Source organism: Nisaea sp. (genome assembly GCF_017640745.1).
Taxonomy (GTDB): Bacteria; Pseudomonadota; Alphaproteobacteria; order Thalassobaculales; family Thalassobaculaceae; genus Nisaea.
This window is the reverse complement of sequence record NZ_JAEPQA010000008.1, coordinates 1-23749: the sequence shown is the minus strand read 5'-3', so window position 1 is coordinate 23749 and position 23749 is coordinate 1. Positions and strand designations below refer to the sequence as shown.

At 64.6% G+C, this 23749-nt stretch carries 21 protein-coding genes; 10 read left to right on the top strand and 11 right to left on the bottom strand.

The features are described from left to right. Positions 1 to 35: 35 nt before the first annotated feature. Both JJ959_RS07600 and JJ959_RS07595 read right to left on the bottom strand, forming a co-directional pair. Positions 36 to 1835 carry a TRAP transporter fused permease subunit gene (locus JJ959_RS07600; RefSeq protein WP_292881650.1) on the bottom strand — a complete coding sequence of 600 codons (1800 nt, stop codon included), beginning with the start codon at positions 1833 to 1835 and terminating at the stop codon, positions 36 to 38. 64 nt (positions 1836 to 1899) lie between these two features. Further along, positions 1900 to 2868, bottom strand: a complete 969-nt coding sequence (locus JJ959_RS07595) for a TAXI family TRAP transporter solute-binding subunit (protein ID WP_292881648.1) — start codon at positions 2866 to 2868, stop codon at positions 1900 to 1902. Between the two features lie 148 nt (positions 2869 to 3016). Here JJ959_RS07595 and JJ959_RS07590 point away from each other — a divergent pair, with 148 nt between their 5' ends. Then, positions 3017 to 3925 (top strand): homocysteine S-methyltransferase family protein, encoded by a 909-nt coding sequence (locus JJ959_RS07590; protein WP_292881646.1) that lies wholly within the window; start codon positions 3017 to 3019, stop codon positions 3923 to 3925. On the opposite strand, the gene JJ959_RS07585 is transcribed toward JJ959_RS07590, so the two are convergent. The 6 genes from JJ959_RS07585 to JJ959_RS07560 form a co-directional block, all read right to left on the bottom strand. After that, complete coding sequence (locus JJ959_RS07585) at positions 3913 to 4377, bottom strand: GNAT family N-acetyltransferase (protein WP_292881643.1); 465 nt, start codon at positions 4375 to 4377, stop codon at positions 3913 to 3915. The genes JJ959_RS07590 and JJ959_RS07585 overlap by 13 nt on opposite strands. After that, positions 4374 to 4946 (bottom strand): nitroreductase, encoded by a 573-nt coding sequence (locus JJ959_RS07580; protein WP_292881641.1) that lies wholly within the window; start codon positions 4944 to 4946, stop codon positions 4374 to 4376. The genes JJ959_RS07585 and JJ959_RS07580 overlap by 4 nt, the downstream gene beginning before the upstream one ends. Positions 4947 to 5044: 98 nt before the next feature. Further along, entirely contained in the window at positions 5045 to 6919 is a 1875-nt protein-coding gene (locus JJ959_RS07575; protein ID WP_292881639.1) for a monovalent cation:proton antiporter-2 (CPA2) family protein, read from the bottom strand. Beyond that, the gene (locus JJ959_RS07570) at positions 6919 to 7539 is read right to left on the bottom strand and encodes an NAD(P)H-dependent oxidoreductase (RefSeq protein WP_292881637.1); all 621 of its coding nucleotides are present in this window, start codon (positions 7537 to 7539) and stop codon (positions 6919 to 6921) included. The genes JJ959_RS07575 and JJ959_RS07570 overlap by 1 nt, the downstream gene beginning before the upstream one ends. 98 nt (positions 7540 to 7637) lie before the next feature. Then, positions 7638 to 8798, bottom strand: a complete 1161-nt coding sequence (locus tag JJ959_RS07565; protein ID WP_292881635.1) for a M20 family metallopeptidase — start codon at positions 8796 to 8798, stop codon at positions 7638 to 7640. Between the two features lie 29 nt (positions 8799 to 8827). Continuing rightward, positions 8828 to 9583 (bottom strand): glucose 1-dehydrogenase, encoded by a 756-nt coding sequence (locus tag JJ959_RS07560; RefSeq protein WP_292881633.1) that lies wholly within the window; start codon positions 9581 to 9583, stop codon positions 8828 to 8830. A gap of 215 nt (positions 9584 to 9798) precedes the next feature. On the opposite strand from JJ959_RS07560, the gene JJ959_RS07555 reads away from it, so the two are divergent. The 6 genes from JJ959_RS07555 to can all read left to right on the top strand — a co-directional run bounded on the left by JJ959_RS07555 (position 9799) and on the right by can (position 17097). Beyond that, a complete protein-coding gene (locus JJ959_RS07555; protein WP_292881631.1) occupies positions 9799 to 10356 on the top strand; it encodes a cytochrome b in 558 nt (185 codons plus the stop codon). A gap of 42 nt (positions 10357 to 10398) precedes the next feature. Then, positions 10399 to 10968: a YceI family protein gene (locus JJ959_RS07550; protein WP_292881628.1), complete on the top strand. Its 570-nt coding sequence runs from the start codon at positions 10399 to 10401 to the stop codon at positions 10966 to 10968. Between the two features lie 283 nt (positions 10969 to 11251). Beyond that, positions 11252 to 13870: a PAS domain S-box protein gene (locus JJ959_RS07545; protein ID WP_292881626.1), complete on the top strand. Its 2619-nt coding sequence runs from the start codon at positions 11252 to 11254 to the stop codon at positions 13868 to 13870. Beyond that, positions 13863 to 15428, top strand: coding sequence for a DUF3369 domain-containing protein (locus JJ959_RS07540; RefSeq protein ID WP_292881624.1), 1566 nt, complete (start codon positions 13863 to 13865; stop codon positions 15426 to 15428). Before JJ959_RS07545 ends, JJ959_RS07540 begins: the two co-directional genes overlap by 8 nt. 105 nt (positions 15429 to 15533) lie before the next feature. Next, positions 15534 to 16367: a sugar phosphate isomerase/epimerase family protein gene (locus JJ959_RS07535; protein WP_292881621.1), complete on the top strand. Its 834-nt coding sequence runs from the start codon at positions 15534 to 15536 to the stop codon at positions 16365 to 16367. 79 nt (positions 16368 to 16446) lie between these two features. After that, positions 16447 to 17097 carry a carbonate dehydratase gene (can, locus tag JJ959_RS07530; protein ID WP_292881620.1) on the top strand — a complete coding sequence of 217 codons (651 nt, stop codon included), beginning with the start codon at positions 16447 to 16449 and terminating at the stop codon, positions 17095 to 17097. On the opposite strand, the gene JJ959_RS07525 is transcribed toward can, so the two are convergent. Further along, positions 17094 to 18038 carry a methyltransferase domain-containing protein gene (locus JJ959_RS07525; protein ID WP_292881618.1) on the bottom strand — a complete coding sequence of 315 codons (945 nt, stop codon included), beginning with the start codon at positions 18036 to 18038 and terminating at the stop codon, positions 17094 to 17096. The genes can and JJ959_RS07525 overlap by 4 nt on opposite strands. Before the next feature lie 91 nt (positions 18039 to 18129). On the opposite strand from JJ959_RS07525, the gene JJ959_RS07520 reads away from it, so the two are divergent. The 3 genes from JJ959_RS07520 to JJ959_RS07510 all read left to right on the top strand — a co-directional run bounded on the left by JJ959_RS07520 (position 18130) and on the right by JJ959_RS07510 (position 20113). Then, complete coding sequence (locus tag JJ959_RS07520) at positions 18130 to 18870, top strand: ComF family protein (protein WP_292881616.1); 741 nt, start codon at positions 18130 to 18132, stop codon at positions 18868 to 18870. A 92-nt stretch (positions 18871 to 18962) separates the two neighbouring features. Then, positions 18963 to 19229: a glutaredoxin 3 gene (gene grxC / locus JJ959_RS07515; protein ID WP_292881615.1), complete on the top strand. Its 267-nt coding sequence runs from the start codon at positions 18963 to 18965 to the stop codon at positions 19227 to 19229. A gap of 23 nt (positions 19230 to 19252) precedes the next feature. Continuing rightward, the gene (locus JJ959_RS07510; protein ID WP_292881612.1) at positions 19253 to 20113 is read left to right on the top strand and encodes a carbon-nitrogen hydrolase family protein; all 861 of its coding nucleotides are present in this window, start codon (positions 19253 to 19255) and stop codon (positions 20111 to 20113) included. 13 nt (positions 20114 to 20126) lie between these two features. Here JJ959_RS07510 and JJ959_RS07505 read toward each other — a convergent pair whose 3' ends face one another. Both JJ959_RS07505 and rbbA read right to left on the bottom strand, forming a co-directional pair. Then, positions 20127 to 21248, bottom strand: coding sequence for an ABC transporter permease (locus tag JJ959_RS07505; RefSeq protein ID WP_292881610.1), 1122 nt, complete (start codon positions 21246 to 21248; stop codon positions 20127 to 20129). 5 nt (positions 21249 to 21253) lie between these two features. Then, the coding region (gene rbbA, locus JJ959_RS07500; protein WP_292881608.1) for a ribosome-associated ATPase/putative transporter RbbA at positions 21254 to 23749 on the bottom strand (2496 nt) is incomplete at its 5' end.

The following is a 23749-nucleotide window of genomic DNA, read 5'->3' as shown; positions in this document are numbered from 1 at the left end:
AACGCTCCGTGTGCTTGGACGGTGACGAGACTAGATCAGATACCGAAGGCGAAGACCACCGCGACGCCTGCCGCGAATGCCAGCAAGGCGCGGAGGCCGGTCTTGATGTTCACGAGCCCCCAGCTCATCAGCGCAAGGCCGGCCCCGAGCTTGACGAACGCGCCTAGGGCGAAGAGCGGCGTCTCGGTCAGGGCGATCAGCGCCGGGTTCGCGACGATGCCGAGCGGGACGATGTAGAGCCCGATGCCGAGCCGCATGGAATGGCCGGCGACCTTCAGCCAGGGCGCGTCCGCCATCCCGGCGGCGATGAAGACGGTGCCGCAGACCGGCGGTGTGATGGTCGAGAGCAGGGCGTACCAGAAGACGAAGAGATGCGCCGTCAGCGGCGGCAGGCCGAGTTCCTGCAGCGCCGGGCCTGCGACCGAGATGCAGATCACATAGGCCGCCGTCGTCGGCACTTCCATGCCGAGGATCAGGCAGGCGAGCGCGGTCAGCAGAAGCGCCGCCCAGAGCTGGCCGCCGGAGAAGGAGAGGATGGCCGAGGTCACCTTGACGCCGAGCCCGGTCATGTTCAGCACGCCGATGATGATCCCGGCGCAGAGGATGATCGAGGCGATCATGGCGATCTGCCGGGCGGCGTCGATGCTGGCGCTGGTGACGCGCTCCCACGTGACGCGGAGCCCGGCGAACCCGTCGGTGTTGAGCGGCAGCATGGCGGTGGCGGCGAAGATCGCGATGCCGGCGGCATATTGCGGCGTGTAGCCGGTGCCGAAGAGCACGATCAGCAGGGCGCCGAAGGGGATGGCGAAGAACGGCAGCGTGGTCAGCACGGCACGCCGGTCCGGGATCTCCGAGGCGTCCATCGGCCGCAGACCGTTGCGCGCGGCGAACCAGTCGATGCCGAACCAGACGGCGAGGAAGAACAGGATGGCGGGCAGGATCGCGGCGGCAACGATCACATCGTAGGTGGTCGAGAGCAGCTCGACCATGACGAAGGCACCGGCACCCATCAGCGGCGGCATGATCTGTCCGCCGGAGGAGGCGACGGCCTCGACCGCGGCGGCGAGCGAGCGCGGATAGCCGAGCCGCTTCATGGTCGGGATGGTGAATGCGCCGGTCGAGGCGACGTTGGCCGAGGCGGAGCCGCTGATCGAGCCGAAGAGGGCCGAAGCCAGGACCGAGACTTTCGCCGCGCCGCCCTTGAGGCGCCCGGCGAGCCGTGTCGCGACATTCATGAAGCCGGTGCCGCCGTGCCCCGCGCCGACCACGGCGCCGAGCACGATGAAGACGGCGACGACGTTGACGGAGACGCCGGTGAGCGGTCCCCAGAGCCCGCCTTCGGCGATGGTCAGCGTCCCGAGCAGGCTGTCGAACGGCAGGCCCGGATGGCCGAACTCTCCCGGCAGATGCTGGCCGAAGAGGCCATAGAGCAGAGCTATCACCGCCAGCGACGGGAGCGCCAGCTTGACCGCGCGGCGGGCCATTTCCAGAACCATCAGGAGGATCAGGATGCCGCCGAGGCGCTGCACCCAGCCCTCGGTATAGCCGTACTGGTCGCCGAGCGCGTCCGCGTGGAGCGCGATATAGAGGCAGATCGCGATGCCGGCTGCGGCGCAGAGCCAGCCGCTTGCCCGCTCGAACAGGCTGCCGCGCGCGCCGATCACGAAGACCCAGGGCAGCGCGAGCGCGAGGTGCAGCGGCCGCACGACGAGGTTCGGCAGCAAGCCTGTGAAGATCAGGGTGACGTGAAAGCCGACCGAGAGGAAGGCAAGCAGGGTGACGATGCCGGTCGCGATGCGCGGCGCGGCGCTCCGGTCGTCTGCAGGCATGGACATTTGCTGGGGACCCGGTCGGGTGGGGCGGTTGGCGGAAGGCGCCGGGGCGCCTTCCGCCATTGTGTTACTTGATCGCGTCGGGAACCGCGATGCCGGCTTCGGCGTAGTAGCGCGCGGCGCCCGGATGCAGCTTGCCGATCACGTTGGCCAGCATTTCCGGCTTCACGCCGTTCCACCATTTGGCGCTCTTGCTCATGTCCGCCTTGGCTTCCCAGAAGGCCTTGGTCAGGGCATAGGCATCGTCGTCGCTCATGTTGGTGGTGCTGTAGGCGACCACCGGCAGCGAGGTGGTGGTGACGTCGTAATCGACGCCCGGATAGGTCCCGGCCGGTATCACCAGCTTGGTGCGCTTGGTCATCTTGACCTGCTCGTCCGTCATGGAAAGCAGGCGCACCTCGGTACCCGCCGCGGCCTCGATCACGTTCGGCGCCGGGTAGGATCCGGCGGTGGCGAAACCGTCGACCTGGCGGTTCTTCAGGGCCGGGACGGCGGAGTTCAGTTCCGCGTCGACCAGCTGGATCTTGCCTGTCAGGCCGAACTGCTCGAAGTTCGCCGCCGCTTCCTTGGCGCCGAAGCTGCCCTTGCCGATGATGAAGCTCTTCCCGTCGAGGCCTTCGAAGCTCTCGACGCCGCTGTCGGCGCGGACGACGAAATGCATGGTCAGCGACGGGATCGGGAACAGCGCGCGGATGCCGGAATAATCGCCGTCACCCTCGAACATCTTCTGGTTGCCCATCGCCAGCTTGACCAGCGCCGGCGGGGTGGTGAAGACGTAGTTGCCCGGGCGGCGTGCCGCTTCCTTGACGTTCTGCACCGAGCCCTGGCTTTCCTCGACGGTCAGCACCATGTTGCCGCCGGTCGCCTTCTTGACCGCTTCGGCGACCTGCACCGCCATCTGGTAATAGGACGAGGTCGATTTCGCGGACTTGTAGGTCACGCGGGTTTCGGCCGTGGCCTCCGGCGCGAAGAAGGCCGGCGACACGATCGCGGCGGCGAGCAGGCCGGAGCAGAGCAGCTTTCCGAATTTGGTCATTTTTCCTCCCGGGAGATCAGCTTCGTTCGGTCGAGTGGTAAGCGTCTTGCGGGTTTCCGGCAATAGGCTTATCGGGATGGGTGCCGTGCCGCGGGTGACTGCGCCGGAAAGGCCGATCAGTCCGATACGACGACAGCGGAGACTACCCATGATGCAGGAGGACATGGTTATCCTCGACGGCGGGATGTCGCGCGAGCTGGAACGGCTCGGCGCGCCGTTCCGCCAGCCCGAATGGTCGGCGCTCGCGCTGTTCGAAACGCCCGATATCGTCGAGCGCGTTCATGCCGAATTCATCGAGGCCGGTGCCGAGGTGATCACGACCAACAATTATGCGGTCGTTCCCTTTCATATCGGGGAGGAACGGTTCGCCGCCGACGGACGCCGGCTGATCGAACTGTCGGGACGGTTGGCGCGGTCGGCCGCGGACCGTAGGAAGGGAATCCGCGTCGCGGGATCGATTCCGCCGGTCTTCGGGTCCTACCTGCCGCAGGATTTCGATGCGGCCCGTGCGCCCGCCCTGCTCGGGACGATCGTCGCCGGCCTCGCGCCGCATGCCGATCTCTGGCTGATCGAGACGACGAGCAGCATCGAGGAGATGAAAGCGGCGGCAAAGGCGTCCTCTGCGGCGCCGAAACCGCTCTGGGTGTCCTACACGCTGCACGACGACAATCCGGATCCGCAGGCGCCGAAGCTGCGCTCCGGCGAGCCTGTCCGCGCGGCGGTCGAGGCTGCCGTGGCGGAAGGTGCGGAGGCGGTGCTGTTCAACTGCAGCGCGCCCGAAGTGATGGAGGCGGCGTTGCGGGCGGCCGTTGCCGCGGTTCCGGACGGTGTCCGGGTCGGAGTCTATGCGAACGCCTTCACGAAGCCCGCCGACGAGGTGCCGGCCAATGACGGGGTCGACGAGATCCGCCACGACCTCGATCCCGCTGCCTATGCCGAATGGGCGCGGCGCTGGCGGGAGCTGGGCGCGGCCATCGTCGGCGGCTGCTGCGGGATCGGCTGCGCCCATATCGCGGCGCTCCGCCGGGCACTCAAGCCGTCCGGTCAGTCCTCGTAGACGAAACGGTGGGCGGGGTAGACATTGCCGAAGATGACCTGATCGACATCCTCCGCCTGCCGCATCCCGGCCTTTCGGTAGAACCCGATTGCCCGGTCGTTGCCGGCGAGGCAATAGAGCTCCATGCCCGGGCCGGCATGCTGGCGGCAGAAGGCGAGGAAGCTGCGGCCGATGCCGCCGCCATGCGCTGCCGGGTCGACATGCAGGGATTCGAGCTTGGTTCCCTCCATGATCGCCATCGCGACGATCTGGCCGCCGCGCTCGGCGACGAAGAAGGAAACGTCAGGATCGGCGAGCAGCTCCTGCCATTTCGGTCGGTCCGGAGCGGCGCTTGCGATCACGTCCGCGTCGGGAACGATGCCGCCATAGGCCAGCAGCCGGGCATCCCTGTAGATCTCTGCGATGCGCGGGATGTCAGCCGGTTCAGCCGTGCGGATACTGAGATCGCTCACGCTCCGGTCCACTCGGAGACCACGGTCGCGAGGTCGGGCCGCACCCGTTCCTGGGGTGCCGCGGCGGCGCTGCCGATATAGATGAAGCCGATGATGTCGGTTTCCGGCGCGTGGCCGAGAGCCTCCTTGACGCCCGCGTCGAAGGCCGGCCATTCGGTGAGCCACTGGGCAGCATAGCCGAGCGCGTGGGCGGCGTTCAGCAGGTTCATGCAGACCGCGCCGCCGGACATCTGTTGCTCGATCAGAGGCACCTTGTGGTCCGGATGCAGGTTTGCGGTGACAACGAGGAGAACCGGCGCGCGGCTCGGGCGGGCACGCTCGAAGGCGATCATGTTCTCGGTCGCGTCCTCGCCCCAGATCTCCGCGAAACGGCTGGCGAACACCTCGCCGAGCGCTGCCTGACCTTTTTCGTGCAGCACCTGGATGCGCCACGGGCCGATCTTCCCGTGATCCGGAACCCGGATCCCGGCGGTCAGGATTTTCTCCAGGTCCGCCGTATCGGGCCCCGGCCCGACCATGTCCTTGACGACAACGGAACGGCGGGTCAGCAGAAGGTCGATGGCTTCCACGGGATATTCCTCTGAGTGGGTGGATTTAATAGAGACCAGATTGGTTCTATTTTATTTCGGGCAAGCTGAAAAGGCTTCTGAGGAAGAGAAATACCGTTTCAGCGTTCGGAGTCGTCTGCCGGCGGCGGGGTCCATTCCCGGTCCGGCATGTTCCGGCCCGCGATCCTGTCCGAGCGCATGACCTGCATGAGCTCGTCGAGCCGCTCGCGCACCGCGTTCAGGTATTTCTTGCCCATCCCTCCGGTCCAGTAGTCCCGAAGCACGTCGACGGTCTGCATGTCGTGGCGGCGGAAGGCACGGACCTTCTGCTCCGCCCGGAAGGGGTGCAGGCCGAGTTCCCGCAAAGTGCGCTTGCCGAGGGAGAGGGCGCCCTCGAAGGCTTCACGCTCGATCGCATGCGCGCCCGCCTTTTCCAGCTCGTAGAGGTGATGGCGGTCGTAGGCGCGGGCGACGATGCGGCATTTCGGATAATGCTCTGCCACATGGCGGACCATGGCGGTCTGCTGGTTCTGGTCGTCCAGCGCGGCGACGAAGACCTGCGCTTCCGCAAGGCCGGCGGCCTCGAGCAGGTCGGGCCGGGTGGCGTCGCCGTAATAGCTGTGCACGCCGGTCTGCCGCATCCGGTCGACGAGGTTAGGGTCGTGGTCGAGGACGACGATCTTGTAGCCCTCCGCCATCATCAGGCGGGCGATGATCTGGCCGACACGGCCGACGCCGGCGATTACCACGGTGCCCGGTTCCGGGATCTCGTCTGCCGGACGCGAGACGGAGCTGACGGTCCTTGGAACGACATAGCGCTCGAACAGGATGAAGAGCAGCGGCGTCAGCAGCATGGTGAAGGAGACCGCAAGGATCAGGATCTCGACCAGGCTGCCCGCGAGCGCGCCGCTGGAACCGGCGAAGCCGAACAGCACGAAGGCGAATTCTCCGGACTGGGCGAGACCGAGCCCGAACATCCAGGTATCCTGCCACGGCAGGCGGAAGATCCCGGCGAGCGCGAGGAGCACCAGCGATTTAACGAGAATGATCCCGAGCGCGATGCCGATGATCAGGAAGAACTCGGAGAACAGCAGGCCGAAATCGATCCCGGCCCCGACCGAGATGAAGAAGAGACCGAGCAGCAGGCCCTTGAACGGGTCGATATCGCTCTCGATCGCGTGGCGGTATTCGCTGGTCGAGAGCACCACGCCGGCGAGGAACGCGCCGAGCGCGGCAGAGACCCCGACCAGATCCATGAGCAGGGCGGTCGAGACCACGATCAGCAGGGCGGCGGCGGTGAAGAGCTCGCGCATCCGGGCGGCCGCGATCAGGCGGAAGGCCGGCCTGACGAGGAACCGTCCCGCGAGGATGATCGCGGCGATGGTGGCGACGATGACGAGCGTCTGGAACCAGCCGGGGAAGCCGTCGAGGATGTTTCCATGCGCGCCGGCTGCCGCAGTCCCGTCGACCGGGACCGGCGCCCCGACGGCGAGCAGCGGCAGGATGGCCAGCATCGGGATGACGGCGATGTCCTGGAAGAGCAGGACGGAGAACGAGGATTGCCCGCCTCTCGAGCGCATCCAGCCTTTCTCGTTCAGCGTCTGCAGCACGATGGCGGTCGAGGAGAGGGCCAGCGTCATGCCGATGACGAGCGCGGCCTGCCAGGAGAACCCGATCGCCATCACCGCGGCGGTGAGTGCCGCAGTCGTCAGGACCACCTGGAGCCCGCCAAGCCCGAGAAGCTGCCAGCGCATCCGCCAGATCATCTGGGGTTCGAGTTCGAGGCCGATCAGGAACAGCATGATGACCACGCCGAACTCGGCGAAATGCTTCACCGACTCCGTTTCCGAGCCGCCGACATAGCCGAGCACCGGACCGATCGCGATGCCGGCGAAGAGATAGCCGAGCACCGAGCCGAGGCCGAGCCGGTGCGAGGCGGTGACGGCGACGACGGCGGCGAGGAGATAGATGAATGCGTCCTGGAAAAAACCCATTATTCGGCCGCCGCTTCCGAGGCGATCGCCTCGTCCAGAGCATCGTTCAGGAGCACCGCGGCTTCGGCCTTCTCCAGGTCGAGCGTGCCGTCTCTCAAGGCGCTCAAGAGGCGCCGGTAATCGGCGACGATGGCGTCGAGCCGTCCTTCTTCTGCCGCATCCTCGGCGGAAAAGACCCCGAAGGGAGCGAGATAGCGCATGCCGCAGAATTTTGCCGTCTGCTCGAAGGGGGAGAACAACGTGCGCAGCTCGTTCTCGTATTTGCCTTTCTTGCGGTAGGCCTCGCGCGCGGTGCCGCAGGTGGCGATCTGCAGCAGCGGCTTGTCGACCAGCGCGGTGCCCTCGGAGCCGTAGGCGAAATCGTACTCAAGCACGAGGTCCTGCCATTCCTTCATCAGGGCCGGGCAGGAATACCAGTAGACCGGGTGCTGCAGCACGACGCAGTCCGCCGCGATCAGACGCTGCTGCTCCCGGTCGATATCGATGTCGAAATCGGGGTACTCGCCGTAGAGATCGATGAGCTCGACGCCTTCCATGGCCCGTGCCGCCGCAACCAGAGCGGTGTTGGCGACGGAACGATCGGTTCTCGGATGCGCAAAGAGAACCAAAACGTGCGCCATGACCGAAAACTCCCCCGATAAGCCAACCCTTATAGAGAAATGCGGTGTGCGGCCGGGAAAGTCCAGACGAACCCGCGCCAGGGTTGGCTTCCGGCCGGTCAGGCGTTCAGCCGGGAAATCGCCAGAGCCACGGCCTTCGCCCGCGGCACCATGGTATCGAGGCGGCAATATTCCTTGATGCTGTGCGCGCCGCCGCCGACGGGCCCGGTGGAGCAGAGAGTCGGTGTGCCCACCTGGGCGGTGAAGCCGCTGTCCGCGCTGCCGCCGGAATATTCGCCGTCGATCTTCATGCCGAGCTCGGCCGCGCCGTCGACATAAAGCTGGAAGATATCCTGACTGTCGCCGGACATGGTCAGCGGCAGGAAACCGCGCTCCTGAACCACGCGTGTCTCGGTCCCTTTGAGATGCGTCGTGTCGAGGATCGCCTGGATGTCCTTCCAGACCTGTTCGCGCTGCTCCATGGTCTTGAAGCGCACGTCGACCTCTGCCGTGCAGTGCGGGGCGACGGTATTGACTGAACTGCCGCCGGAGATCAGGCCGACATTGACGGTGACGCCGGTCTCGAAATTGGTCAGCGCATGCAGCGCCTGGATCTTGCGCGCCATCTCGTCGATCGCGCTGACGCCCCGTTCCGGCTGACCGCCGGAATGTGCGGCGATCCCCTTGATCTCGAATTTGAAGAAGGACGCGCCCTTGCGGCCGGTCACGACATTACCGGTCTCGCGGCCGGGCTCGGCATTGAACACGGCACGGGCGCCGCGTGCCGTCGCCTCGATCACCGGGCGGCCCGAGGGTGAGCCGATTTCCTCGTCGCCGGTATAGAGCGCGACGAGCGGGAAGGGCGCGCCGCCGAACTTGTGGAAGGCCTCGATGATGAAGGTGTTCATCACCAGGCCGGACTTCATGTCCGCCACGCCCGGCCCGTAGGCGATGTCACCGTCCCGGGTAAAGGGGCGGTCGGCGACGGTGCCGTCCGGAAAGACGGTGTCGCGGTGCCCCATCAGCACGATGTGACGGTTGGCGCCGCCCGGCGCGGCCGAGATCTCCGCCCGGATGCAGTCGCCGAAATCGTCCGCGCCGACGCGTTCGGTCTTGATGCCGGCGGCATTCAGATGGGCCTCGATCTTCGCTCCGACCGCGTCCACACCGGCCTTGTTGTAGGAGCCGGACTCGGTGTTCACCAGCTCTTCCAGCAGGTCGGTCATCGCCTCGCGCTGGCCGTCGAGCCAGTTCAGGACCTCGTCAATCTTGGATGCCATTTCAGTTCCTCGGGATACGGAAAATACGGTCAGATGTTCACGGAGAAACCGCCATCGACCGGGATGGCCGTGCCGGTGACGAAATCGGAGGCCGGGCTCGCGAGGAAGGCGGCGATGCCGGAGAGGTCTTCCGGGTTTCCCCAGCGTCCTGCGGGCGTGCGGCTCTCGATACGCTCGTGCAGGCCCTCGACATCGATCCGGGCCTGGCGCGTCAGGTCGGTATTGATCCAGCCCGGCAGGATCGCGTTCGCCTGGATGTTGTCCGGCGCCCAGGCGATCGCCTGCGACTTGGTCAGCTGCACGATGCCGCCCTTGCTGGCGGCATAGGCGGCGCCATAGCTCGAGCCGAAGATCGAGAGCATGGAGCCGATATTGATGATCTTGCCGCCGTCGGCCGAGAGCAGCGGATAGGCGGCGTTGCTGCAGATGAAGGCGCTGGTGAGGTTGGTCGAGATCACCGTCTGCCAGTCGGCGAGGGAGAGTTTGTGCGGCACGTTGCGGATGTTGGTGCCCGCATTGTTCACCAGGATGTCGAGACGGCCAAATCGCTCCTTCGCGGCTTCCATGGCCGCTGCGCAGTCTTCCTCGCTGGTGACGTCGGCGGCCACAGAGGCGGTCTCGACCCCATGCTTCTTCAGTGTTTCTTCAGCGTTCCGGTTCTTTTCGGCATTGCGTCCGATAACCAGAATGCTGGCGCCGGACGCGGCCAGACCTTCCGCCATCGCCAGGCCAATACCTCCGTTACCGCCGGTCACCGCGGCGACCCGGCCGCTCAGATCAAACATGCCCATCCCTGCCCCCAAGCTCGTTCTCTGGCCATTCGGTTGATCGGGACACTCTGAGTGGGACGGCCGCAAAGTACAATATCCGCTGCGGAAGGAGAGCGGTGCAGGCCAGAAGATTGTTCGTCGCCGGGGACAATCTGTTGCCGGTGGACAAATTGATCACCGGCGCATGAACCTCACATCGGAGCGGTACCGACATCCGACCGGAAAATTACATGCCGCTCATGAATTCGACCAGCTCCTACGGCCTTGTCAGCCGCCTGCTCCACTGGGGTATGGCGGTGGCTATTGTCGCTATGTTCGCGCTTGGCTTCTGGATGGTCGGACTCGATTACTACAACCCCTATTACAAATCGGCGCCGGACCTGCATCGCAGTGTCGGGATCGTCCTGCTGATCCTGCTCGCGTTCCGCTTTGTGTGGCGTCTCGTCAATCCCGACCCGGATCGCAGCGCGCTTGCGCGGCTGGAGCGGCGCAGCGCCGAGATCGCGCATTGGGGCTTCTATCCGGTTCTCCTCGCCTTAATGGCAAGCGGCTACCTGATATCGACGGCCGACGGGAGGGCAATCGATGTTTTCGGCCTTTTTCAGGTGCCGGCACTGTTCAAGCAGCCTGGGCTTGAGCGGATCGCCGGGTCCGTTCATGAAATTCTCGCCTATCTGACAATGCTGTTGGCCGCGCTGCACGGACTTGCCGCCATAAAGCACCACATCGTCGATCGTGACCCCACGCTTCTGAAAATGCTGCGCTCCGTTCCGTCTTCCCAATCCTGATCCGCAAAAATCAAACCACGACTCAAGCCAAGGAGATTCCAGATGAGAAAGCTTGTGACCGCTTTCGCCGTTGCCGTTTTCGGTTTTCTCGCATCGCCGGCGATTGCAGATATCTACGTGATCGACACCAAGGGGGCGCACGCCTCGATCAACTTCAGGGCCAGCCATCTCGGGTTTTCCTGGCTGACCGGCCGGTTCGACACCTTCTCGGGAACCTTCGAATATAACGAAGCCAACCCGGCCGAGAGCAAGGTTTCGGTCGAGATTGACGTCGCCAGCCTCAATTCGAACCATGCCGAGCGCGACAACCATTTGCGGAGCGATGATTTCTTCAACGCATCGGCGCACCCGAAAGCAACCTTTGTCAGCAAGTCGATCAAACTGACCGGCCAGAAGACCGCGATCATCACCGGCGATCTCACGATCCGTGGTGTGACCAAGACGGTCGATATCGAAGCCAGCCATGTCGGCGGCGGAGAGGATCCGTGGGGCGGCTTCCGCCAGGGCTTTACCGGCACCGCGACCATCACTCCGTCCGACTTCGGAATGCCGAACCCGATCGCCCAGAACCCGGTGGATCTGGTCCTTGAGGTGGAGGGTATCCGTCAGTAGCCGGAAACCGGCAGATATGCGGGCGTGCTGAAGCCTGACATCAAAGGACCGGACAAAATCCCGCCCTCAGAACCGAGGGCGGGATATTTTATTTTCAAAACGTGTCCCTTCAATTCATTCGGCATTGTGACCCGCCTATCTTTTACGTCTTCTTAACGACCGGACCGTTAGCGTCCGGTTTCGGCGCCGTTCGGGGATTTGAGATCGGATGCAACGCGCGGCAGGCGTGAGGTTTTGGCGGAAATTGGGTTTGGGGCTTGCCGGCGCGGCTACGGCCCTTAGCTTGAGTCTGGTCTGTTTTCTCTGGTTCGCACCGGACCACGCATCTGTTTTCGTGGACCTGCCGTGGGGCGAGGCCTGGATCGCCGGCGCTTCGGTCGGGCTTGCTGCCCCGCTTGTCGTCTTTTTCGGATCCGCCAGGGACGGAACCGCGCCGCCACCGGACAGAACGGGCGTCCGCAAGAGTCTGCCGGACCAGATCGCCCAGCGCCACGCGGAGCGGATCGGGCAGATCGGATCTTGGTACTGGATTCTCGAAACCGACGAGATCGTCTGGTCGGAAGAAGCCTTCCGAATCCTCGGTCTCAGCCAATCCGACACCGTACCCAAATGGGCCGAATTCATAAGAATTGTTCATCCGGACGATCGCGCTGCGGTGGACAAATGGTTCCGGCGCGTATGGAAAACCGATGACGAACACGCAACAGACTGTCGCATCATGCTGGCCGACGGAACGGTCCGCTGGGTGGAGGCCCGCGAGGGACCTGTTTTCGAAGGCGGCAAAAAGACCGCGATCTTCGGCACCCTGAGGGATGTCACCGAGCGCGTCGAGCAGCTGGCCGAAATCCAGGCCCTGAGTTCGCATCAGGAAGAACTCGTCGCGATCCGGACAGCCGAACTCGAGGCTGAGATCGCCAAGCGCAAAGCGGTACAGGCCGAGCTTGAACTGAGCGAGGCGGTGCACCGGAACATCGTCGACGGCGCGGCCGAAGCGATCGTAACGGTCGATACAGACGGCACGATCATCTCCGCGAACAGGGCGGTACAGACGATATTCGGTTATGAGCCGGAAGCGCTCGTGGGAGAGCCTGTCGCCGTCCTGATGGAACGCGATGTCGCCGCGGAACATCAGCGTTTCATCAGCAATTATCTCCTGACCGGAAAGAGCCGGATTATGGGGAGCACGACCGAATTGTCCGCACAGCGGGCCGACGGAGAAGTCTTTCCGATCGAACTGTCCGTCAACGAGGTGACTGTTCCCGGCCAGAAATTCTTCTGCGCGATCGTGCGCGATATCAGCGAGCGGAAAGCGGCCGAACTGGCGCTCAGGCAAACGGCCGAGCGTCTGGAGGAAAGCGAGCGCAACCTCAAGCAGTTGCTGGATCTCAGCCCGGTCGGGATCACGATCGTCGAACCGGAAGACCACAACAGGCTGTACGCGAATGAGGCGATGGCCAGAATGTTCAAGATTCCGCCAGACACACCGCTCTCGGAATGGGGGGCTGCGGAAACCTTCGCTGATCCCGCTACGCTGGGCTTCGTCCGCAGTATAGGTTTCGCCAAGAATCCTGTCTCGGATCTGGAGCTGCTGCGCCGGCGACGAGACGGTACCACATGGTGGTGTCTTCACTATTCCAGGCCGATCATTTTTGGCGGCAGGGAAGCGGCTATCGTCTGGCACCTCGACATTTCCAACCGAAAGGCGATCGAGGCGGAACTCTCCCGGAAGGAGGCGCAGCTCCGCTCGACCATCGACAACGCGCCCGCGGGCATCGTTATGACCGACAAGGATCAGAAGATCGTTCTGGTCAACGAGGAACTCCGGGACATCCTCGATGTCCCTCGTGAAATGCTCGAACCCGGCGAGTTCTACGGTGACGTGCTGCGCTATATGGCCGATCGCGGCGATTTCGGCTCCGGGGATATCGAGCAGAAATACGAGCGCGCACTTCATACCCTGCGTAATCCGAACACTGGAATTCACGAATACAGTGCCGTGTCCGGAAGGGTCTTCGGCGTGCGCCGGCATGAAGTCGGCGACGGGAGCGTGGTGACGGTCGCGGTCGACGTTACGGAGCAGAAAGAAGGGGAGGAACGCCTGCGGCAGGCGCTGTGGGATCTGGAACTGGCGCAGGACGAACTTGTTCAATCCGAGAAAATGGCCTCCCTCGGGGGACTCGTCGCGGGTGTCGCGCACGAGATCAATACGCCCGTCGGGACCGCGGTGACGGCCGCCAGTCATGTCCGTGAGGAGACGGTGAAAATCCGGGAGGCATTCGCCCGCAATGAGGTGAAACGTTCGCAGTTCGATAATTATCTCGCGGCGGCGGACGAGGGCACGCGGATCATCGAAAGCAATCTCCACCGCGCGGCGCAGCTGATACGCAGCTTCAAGCAGGTCGCCGTGGACCAGTCGAGCGAACTGCGCCGGAGGTTCAATATCGATGCCTATATCCGGGAAACCGTCGACAGTCTGATGCCGCAGCTCAAGCATTACCCGAAAGTCGAGCTGCAGCTGGAAATGGATGCCGATGTTTCCATCAACAGCTATCCCGGTGCCTTCGCGCAGATTCTCTCCAACCTCGTCGTCAACGCGCTGGCACACGGGTTTGGCCAGGACAGGAGCGGAACCATTCTGATCCGCACCGTGACGCTGGACGAACAGGTGAAAATCACTTTCGAGGACGACGGTGCCGGAATGGACGCCGACATCCGGACCCGCATATTCGAACCGTTCTTCACGACCAAACGCGGTTCCGGCGGCAGCGGTCTCGGTATGCACATCGTGTACAATCTGGTAACGACCCAGCTTTCCGGAACAATTCGCTGTTTCAGCAATCGCGGGCAGGGAACGCGCTTCGACATAACGATCCCGATGACCCCGGAGACGGAAAATGATTGAGAATGATGAGCTGATGTTCGCGGAGGAGGACGAAGGCCAGATCGAGCCTTCGCGCGACGGCGCTCCGAGGCCGAAGTGGAAGATCGTGATCGTGGACGACGATCCGGGAATCCACGACGTCACCAAGCTGACCCTGGCGGACTTCGAATTCGCCGGTCGCGGCCTCAGTTTCATCAGTTGCTATTCGGGCGCCGAGGCGCGCGAGGTTCTGGCGGATCATCTCGATGCCGCCCTCATCATCCTGGATGTGGTGATGGAGAGCGAGCATGCCGGTCTGGAGGTCGCGCGCTATATCCGCGAGGAACTTGAGAACTGGCAGTCGCGCATCGTGCTCCGGACCGGGCAGCCGGGGCAGGCGCCGGAACGGCAGGTCATCGCCGACTACGATATCAACGATTACAAGGAAAAGACGGACCTTACGGCGACCAAGCTTTACACTTTGCTCTGCAGCTCGCTCCGGTCCTACCGGGATATCGTGACCATCGAGCAGAATCGTCGTGGCTTGGAACAGGTGATCAAGGCGTCTGCGAACATCTTCGAGCTCAAATCCATGAACAGGTTCGCCAAGGGCACGCTCGAGCAACTGACGGCGCTGCTGCATTTCGACCCGAGCGCTGTTTATCTGCAGGACGGTGCGGCGAGGAGCGGTCTGGCGGCCACCTATACGGGCGATAAGCTCAGAGTTCTTGCGGGAACGGGTATCTTCAATGACCTCCCTGATGACGACGCCCGCCAAGTCCTGCCGCCTCAGGTGATTTCGCGCCTCGACAAAGCGGTAGCCGCCGGAGCGAGCTCTTTCGAGGACGGCGAGTTCGTAGGGTATTTCAAGGACCGGCACGGGGCGACAAACCTGACCTATATGTCGGGTGTCGGCGTGATCGATCCCGTCGACCGTCACCTGCTGGACATGTTCATCCAGAATGTCGCGATTGCATTCGAGAACGCGCAGCTGCACGAGGACGTCGCCGATACCCAGCGCGAGATCGTCTACATGCTCGGCGAGGCGGTGGAGACCCGGTCCCAGGAAACCGGCAATCACGTGAAGCGCGTAGCCGAAATCAGCCGGATCCTCGCCGAGGCCTATGGACTTGATGCAGAGGAAGTGGAACTGGTGAAGCTGGCGTCGCCGCTGCACGATATCGGAAAAATCGGCATTCCCGATGCGATCCTCAACAAGCCGGGCAAGCTCGAGCCGGACGAGTGGGTGGTGATGAAGTCCCATGCCGAGCTCGGCCATAACATGCTGGCCGGATCGAACCGGAAGATCCTCAAGGTGGCCGCGACCATTGCGCTCGAGCATCACGAGAAGTGGGACGGCACGGGGTATCCGAACGGCAAGTCGGGCGAGGATATCCATATCTTCGGGCGCCTCACCGCGATCGCCGATGTTTTCGACGCGCTCGGAAGTGACCGGGTCTACAAGAAGGCCTGGCCGATGGACCGGATCGTCGAGCACATGCAGCGGGAAAGCGGCCGTCACTTTGATCCGCGCGGGGTCGAGCTGTTCATGGAGAAGCTGAGCGAGATCACATACGTTCGGGACCGATACAAGGACTAGCCGGTCCGGAGCGGTTTCTCGAAAATTTCTTTGTTCCGGAAACGCCGCCGGCGGCACACTCGGGCCGATCGATTTCCCGACTGACCTGTAACCGGAGTTCCGCCGATGACGACAACAGCAACCACGCCTCTGCCTACTCTGGGGGCGGCGATGCCTGCCCGCATGCTGGAGACCTATCGGGACTGGCTGATCGAGGGGCGGCGCGATCTCGAGCTCCAGGATTTCTTCAAAGCGGACGTGCTGAACGGCGACTGGAAACCGCTCGCGGCGGAGATCAGAAAACAGCTCGACGGGCACAAGGGGCGGCTCGGTATCCACGGTCCGTTCTGGGGCTTCAGTATTGCAACCGTCGACCCCGAGGTGCGCCAGATCGTCCGCAAGCGCATGATGCAGGCGCTCGATGTCTGCGAGGAAATCGGCGCGACGCAGATGGTGGTGCACAGCCCCTTCACGACCTGGGACTACAATAACTTCGACAACAGGCCGGGCTATCTGGAAGACGCTTTCGCCCAGGTGCATGCCGCGCTCGACGACGTGGTCGCGCGCGCCGAACAGGTCGGCGTGACTTTGGTGATCGAGAATATCGAGGATATCGATCCGCGCTGGCGCGTCCGCCTCGCCGAGTCCTTCGCCAGCGAGCGGGTACGGGTCTCGATCGACACCGGTCACGCGCACTATGCGCACGGGTCCACCGGTGCGCCGCCGGTGGACTATTACGTCGTCGCGGCCGGAAACATGCTGGAGCATGTGCATCTGCAGGATGCGGACGGCTATGCCGACCGCCACTGGGTGCCCGGCGAGGGAACGGTGCGCTGGCCGTCCGTATTTCGTGCGCTTTCGGCCTTGAGCTCTAACCCGCGGCTGATCATCGAGATCAGGGACCACAGCCGGATTCTCGACGCGGTGGAGTTTCTGACGAAGGCCGGGCTGGTCCGCTAGACGGCGCTTTTTCTTTCGATTTGTCCGGCAAGCTCCTATACCGATCCGATCCGGCGACGAACGGATTGGGGGGTAAGCGATGCGCGATCTATCAAGTCTTCTGCGGCACAATGTGGCGTGGGCGGAAGGCAAGTTGCGCGAGGATCCTGCCTATTTCAACAAGCTGTCGGGACTGCAGTCGCCGGAGTTCCTCTGGATCGGCTGCTCCGACAGCCGGGTGCCGGCGAATGTGATCACAGGGCTCGAGCCGGGCGAGGTCTTCGTGCACCGCAATGTCGCGAACCTCGTTCATCCGGGCGATCTCAACATGCTGTCGGTGCTCGAATTCGCCATCGAGGTCCTCGGCGTGAAACATGTGATCGTGTGCGGCCATTACGGCTGCGGCGGCGTGCATGCGGCGGTCGACGGCGAGGAGCACGGCATCGTCGATCACTGGCTGCAGCCGATCCGGGACGTCGCCGAACGCTACGGGCACGAGCTGGACGACTGCACCGACCCCGAGGCGCGACACAAGAAACTCTGCGAGCTGAATGTCCGCTCGCAGGTGCAGACGCTGGGACGCACCCCGATCGTGCAGACCACCTGGAAGGCCGGCAAGTCGCTCCAGCTGCACGGCTGGGCCTACGGTCTGGAGGACGGCCGGATCCGCGATCTCGACTGCACCATCAGCGGCCCCGAAGGCCTGATCTCGCGGCGGGTCGCGCTGCCCGGAACCGAAATCGGCTTCTAGCGCGGCTTGCGCCCGGGCACGGCGGGATCGCCTGCGGGCTGTTCCGTGGCGCCTAGTGCGTCTGCCAGCCGATGCGCTGCGCTGCCCGGCCGGAGCGGTTTCTGCTGCGAGGCATGCGGCGCCCAGCCGGTGAGATAGAGGATCTGGAAGCTCGCCGGAATGCGGCCGTCCGGACCCGCGTGGCGCTCGTGATAGATCTGCGCCGCGCGCAGGAACACCGATTTCGGCGTCATGCCCTTGCGCCGGGCGGCGATGGCGTTTCCTTCCCCCATGCCGCGGAGTTCGTGCATCAGCAGGAAGACGTTCTCGTAGGTGACGGTCAGAATATCGCTGTCGACGACGGGCAGGGCGAATCCCGCCCGCTGCATCAGGCCTGCCGCGTCCTGCAGTTCGGCGAACGGGGAGACGCGCGGTCCGGCACCGCCCAGAACTTCTGTTTCAGCCGCGGTCAGCGCCGCTCTCAGCTCGTGTAAAGTCTCGCCGCCGAGCATGGCGCCGAGAAAGAGCCCGTCCGGCTTCAGGCACTGCCGCGCCTGAACGAGCGCGCCCGGCAGGTCGTTCACCCAATGCAGTGACAACGTGCTGACGATCGCGTCGAAGCTCGCCGGTGCAAAGGGCAGCAGTTCCTCTTCCGCGGCAATGGCGGGTCCGATGGCCGCCGCCATCCCGGCGAAACGTTCTGACGGGTCGAGGCTGACGATCCACTCGACGCCGAGTTTCGGATCGAGTTCACGCGGATCCAATCCGCTGTGGCTGCCGAGATCGAGCAGGCGCGGAAAGCGCCGCTGGATGTCGCCCATCCGGTCGAGGACGCGCTCTGCAATCTCCCGTTTCAGGAAATCGTGTGCCGCGTAATCCGGAGCGGCGCGGTCCCGGTTACGCCGCACCTGCATTCGGTCGAAGACGAGCATCTGATCCATCATGGCGCTGGTATATGCCATCGCGCCGCTCCGGGAAAAGCGCCAATCCGTTCCATAGACCCGAAGCCAGGGGCTTGGAACCTGGCCTGACCGGAGGAGGCGCGGCGGCGGCGTGATCGGCGGTATCGGAACATTCGCCCTCGAGAGCGGACGACGGCTGTTCGATCTCGTCCTGCCGCCGCGCTGCAAGAAATGCGGCGCGCTGGTGGTCGCGGACGACGCGCTCTGCGGGTCCTGCTGGACTGCCCTGACCTTTCTTGGACCGCCCTGGTGCGCCTGCTGCGGCCGTCCGTTCGAATTCGATGTCGGCGCGGATGCGCTTTGCGGCGCCTGCATCGCCGACCCGCCGCGCTTCGGCCGTGCACGGGCGGCGCTCGCCTATGACGATGCCAGCCGCGAGATGATCCTGCGTTTCAAGCATGGGGGCGACGAGAGTCTTTCCCGTCTCTTCGCCCGCTGGATGGTGCAGGCGGGAGAGGAACTGTTCGCGTCCGGGCCTTTGATTCTGCCCGTTCCGTTGCATCCCTGGCGGCGGGTGCAGCGGCGCTTCAACCAGTCGGCTCTGATCGCCTCGGATCTGGCGCGCACGTCCGGACTTTCGTGGGACCCGCTCTCGCTGGAGCGCGCGCGCCGGACCCCGAGCCAGGGCGGTCTCGGAAAGGCCGCACGGCGCGACAATGTCCGGGGCGCTTTCAGAGTAAGGGGCGGCCGCCGGGACCGGCTGGCGGGACGGCATCTGCTTCTGGTCGACGATGTCTGGACCTCCGGTGCGACGGCGGATGCCTGCATCCGGGCCTGCCGCAAGGCGGGGGCGTTGCAGGTCGATCTGCTCACACTCGCGCGCGTGCTCTAGTCGGGGACTTGCATCCGCTCCGGCACCATGCTGGATTTGCGGCGGTCGCGCACCATCTATGGGCAATACAGCATCGAGGGAGAGTTGCCTCCATGGCCGAGGTCGAAATCTACACAACCATGTTCTGCCCGTTCTGCGTGCGCGCGAAGAAGCTGCTCGACAGCAAGAACGTCACCTATACCGAGATCGACGTCACCATGAGCAGCTCCAAGCGGGCGGCCATGGAAGAGCGCGCCGACGGACGCTACACCGTGCCGCAGATCTTCATAGACGGCGTCGGGATCGGCGGCTCGGATGATTTGGCGGCGCTGGAGGCGAGTGGTAAGCTCGACGAAATGCTGGCCGCACAAGCCTCCTGACAAGCTGACCGGGGATCCGATCGATGAGCAAATTCACCGTTGCCTGCGTGCAGACCAATTCGAAGCCGGACCCCGAGGTGAACATCGCCGAGGTCTCGCCGATGATCCGCGAGGCGAAGGCGCGCGGCGCCGATTTCATCACCACGCCGGAAATTGTCGGTATGTTCGAGCCGGACAAGCCGGCCGCCCGCGCAAAGGCGAAGGTGGAGGAGGAGCACGAGGTGCTCATCGCTTTCCGCGGCCTCGCGGCGGAGCTCGGCGTCTGGCTCCATGCCGGCTCGCTCTCGGTCAAGCTGACGGACGACGAGCGGCTGGCGAACCGCAGCTTCCTGATTGCGCCGGACGGCTCCATTGCCGCGCGCTACACCAAGATCCACATGTTCGACGTGCAGGTCGGCGACGGCCAGACCTACCGGGAATCGGCCTCCTACAAGCCCGGCGAAGAAGGCGTGCTTGCCGAGACTCCGTGGGGCACCTTCGGGCTGACGATCTGCTACGACATCCGTTTCCCCTACCTCTACCGCTCGCTCGCCAAGGCGGGCGCCAAGGTGCTGTTCGCACCGGCTGCCTTCACCAAGGTCACGGGTGAGGCGCACTGGCACGTGCTGCAGCGCGCCCGGGCGATCGAGAACGGCTGTTTCGTGATCTCGGCGGCGCAGTGCGGCACCCATGCGGGCGGCCGCCAGACCTACGGCCACTCGGTCATCGTTGCGCCCTGGGGCGAGGTGCTGGCGGATGCCGGTGAGGAGCCGGGCGTGATCACCGCCGAGATCGATCTCGCCCTCGTGGACGAGGCGCGCGGCAAGGTGCCGTCGCTGACCCATGACCGGGACTTCGCCGGACCGAACCTCTACAGCGCCGCCATGCGCGAGGCCGGGGAGTAATCCCCGGCAGCGTTTACCGGGCCGCCATCGAGGCCCGGAACCGGACGAAGGCAAAGGCGAAAAAGACGCAGCCGATCAGCAGCATGATCGCCAGTTCCGGCCAGACGGCACCGAGCGTTGCGTCTCGGTAGATCACCGCCTGCGAGAAGCGGATGAAGTGCGTCGACGGGGAGACCTGCATCACCGTCTGCAGGATCTCCGGCATGCTTTCGAGCGGCGTGTGCCCGCCGGAGAGCAGGTTGATCACGACGAAGACCGGGATGCAGAGCAGCGCAAACTGCGGCATCGAGTGCGTGAAGGTCGCCAGCATGATGCCGAGCGCGGTGACGCAGAAAAGAAAGATGCAGGCCCCGGCCGCGAAGAGTTCCATCGAGCCGTAGAGCGGCACCCCGAGCCCGCGCCGGACCACGAACTCGAGCGAGAGCAGGACCGCCAAAAGGATCACGAGGCCGTTCGCCCAGATCTTCGAGATCATGATCTCGGCGGCGCTCACCGGCATCACCAGCAGGTGCTCGATGGTGCCGTGCTCGCGTTCCCTGATCACCGCGGCGCCGGTCAGGATAATGGCCATGACGACGATGTTGTTGATCACCTCCATCACTGCGTTGAAGCGGACGGCCTCCAGATTGGGATTGTATTTCACCCGCACCTTGAGGAGCGCCGGCGGCTCCGTGTCCGGTTCCCCGCGGCTCATGAATTTGGCGATCTCTTCGGTCAGGATCTCGGAAATGTACCCCGCACCGTTGCCGGCGATGGACATCGCCGTCGCATCGACGCTGAGCTGGATGACCGGTCCCCGCCTGCGCTGGATGTCGGCCTCCAAATTCGCCGGGATGTCGACCACGAAGGTGTAGAGCCCCTTGTCGAGGGCCCGGTCGACCTCGTCGATGCCGATGATCGCCGGCGGCTTGAAGTAGGGCGGCAGAAAGGCGCCGCGCAGCCGGTGGGAGAGCGCGGAATCGTCCTCGTCGACGATGGCGACCGCCGCGTCGCGAAGCTCCGTCTCCACGCCGTCCGCCACCGTGTAGATGCTGACGCTGAAGGTGTAGACGATCAGTCCCATCAGGACCGGATCGCGGGCGAGGCTGTAGATCTCCTTGATTCCGAGACGGAGGATAATGAGCAGGGCGCGCATGGCAGCTACCGTGCCTGTTTCGGCAGGGCGGCCGAGGAGAGTGCCCAGTAGACGAGACAGAAGAGCGCCAGCGCGCCCAGGTTCGGAAGCAGATCGGCGGCGCTCAGGCCCTTGTTGAACACACCGGCGCTGATCTCCTGGAAATAGGCGCCGGGAAAGGACCGGCCGATCGTGCGCCCGGTCGCGTCGAGCGTGGCAACCGGATGCAGCATGCCCGAAAAGTTGATGGTCGGGATCAGAACGATGATGGCGGTCGCGAAGATCGCCGCAACCTGCGACGTGACGACGGTCGAGACCAGCAGTCCGAAGCCGGTCGCGGCCCACGCGTAGAGCACGGCCCCGACGAAGAGCATCGGCAGGCTGGCTTTCGGCGTCAGGCCGAACAGCAGGATCATCATCGCCAGCATGGTCAGGAAGCTGACCAGGGCGACGCCGACATAGGGCAGTTGCTTGCCGGCCAGGAACTCGAACCGCGTGGCCGGGGCCGCGTGCAGGTTCGTGATCGAGCCGAGCTCCTTCTCGCGCACCACGCCCAGCGCCGTCAGCATCGAGGGGATCATGATCATCAGCATCATCAGGATGCCGGGCGGGATCGCCTCGAGCGAGGTGAAGCCCTGGTTGTAGCGGAAGCGGGTCTCGATCCCGGCCAGCACGGGGCTGCTTTCCAGCGCGCCCTCCTCTCTTGCCAGTTCCGCGAGGAAAGCCCGGAAGGCACCCTCGACATAGCCGCGCGTCGTCTCCGCGCGGCTGGTCATGGCGCCGTCGAGCCAGGCGGACAGTTCCGGGCGGTGTCCAGCGGCGAGATCGCGGCCGAAGCCGGGCGGAATCACCAGCGCGAGGCCGATCTCTCCCTTCTGCATCCGCTGCTCCAGCGCGGACATGCTTGTAATCTCGGGTGCCGCGGAGAAATAGCGCGAGCCTTCGAACTGGCGCAGCAGCGCCCGGCTTTCCCGGCTGCGGTCCTGGTCGAAGGCGGCATAGCGCATGTCTTCGACGTCGAAGGTGATGCCGTATCCCATCGCGAGCATGAGGATGAGGGGGCCGAACAGGGCGAAGGCGAGACGGATCGGGTCGCGGACCAGCTCGAAGCTCTCCCGCCGTGCCACGGCCCAGAGTCGTGCCGCCGAGAACCAGGCCGGCGCGCCGATCGCGGCGGCCTTGCCGTCGAGAGCCGGGGTGCGCCCGGCCGGGGACTCGACGCCGTTCTCCGTCTTCTCCTCGAGGAGCCGGATGAAGGTCTCTTCCAAAGTTTCGCAGCCGGAGTCGGCGACGAGCCTTTCCGGTTCACCCATGGCCAGCACCTTGCCGGCATGCATCAGCGAGATCCGGTCGCAGCGCTCGGCCTCGTTCATGAAGTGGGTGGAAATGAAGATCGTGACGCCCTCGTCCCGCGAGAGCTCCGTCAGCAGGTTCCAGAACCCGTCGCGGGCGACCGGATCGACGCCGCTGGTCGGCTCGTCCAGGATCAGCATCTCCGGCCTGTGGAGCACCGCGACCGCAAGCTGCAGGCGCTGACGAATGCCGAGCGGCAGCGCATCCGGCCGCATGTCCATGACGCTGGCGAGTTCAAAGCGGTTCGCGAGCTCGCGGATACGGTCGCGCTTGGCGGCGCCCTCGATGCGGAACAGGCCGGCATGCAGGTCGAGGTTCTGCCCGACCGTCAATTCCGAGTAGAGCGAGAAGGACTGGGACATGTAGCCGACGCGGCGGCGCATCTCCATGCCGCCGCCGTTCATCCGTTCGCCGAAGATGCGGGCCTCGCCCTCGCTCGGGGTGAGGAGGCCGGTCAGCATCTTCATCGTCGTCGTCTTGCCGCAGCCGTTGGAGCCGAGAAAGCCGAAGATCTCCCCGCGCTCGATCCGGAAGTCGACGGCGTCGACCGCGGTAAAGTCGCCGAAGCGCATGACCAGGCCGTGGGCCTCGATCGCGGCGATATCCGCCTCCGAGGCTCCGCGATCCGGCTTCGGGCGCGGGGTAAACCGGGTCTTGTCCCGGCCTTCCGGAAGCAGGGCGAGGAAGGCGTCCTCGATGTCGTCGGTGCCGGTCTGGTGTTTCAGCTCCGCTGCCGTGCCGTCGGCCAGGATCACGCCGTCATAGAGTGCGATCAGGCGGTCGAAATGCTCGGCCTCGGACATGTAGGCGGTGGCGGTGATGACCGTCATCCAGGGGCGGCGGCCCCGGATGCGGTCGATAAGCTCCCAGAACTGGCGCCGCGAGAGCGGATCGACACCTGTCGTCGGCTCGTCGAGGATCAGCAGGTCCGGGTCGTGGACCAGGGCGCAGCAGAGCGCCAGTTTCTGCTTCATGCCGCCGGACAGTTTCTCCGCCGGGCGATCGCGGAAGGGCGCGAGACCGGTCGCACGGAGCAGCTCATCCGCCCGGCGTTGCCGTTCGCCCTCGTCCTGACCATAGAGGCGGGCGAAGAAGTCGAGATTCTCGGCGACGGAGAGTGTGGGATAGAGGTTTTTACCAAGGCCCTGCGGCATATAGGCGATGCGGCT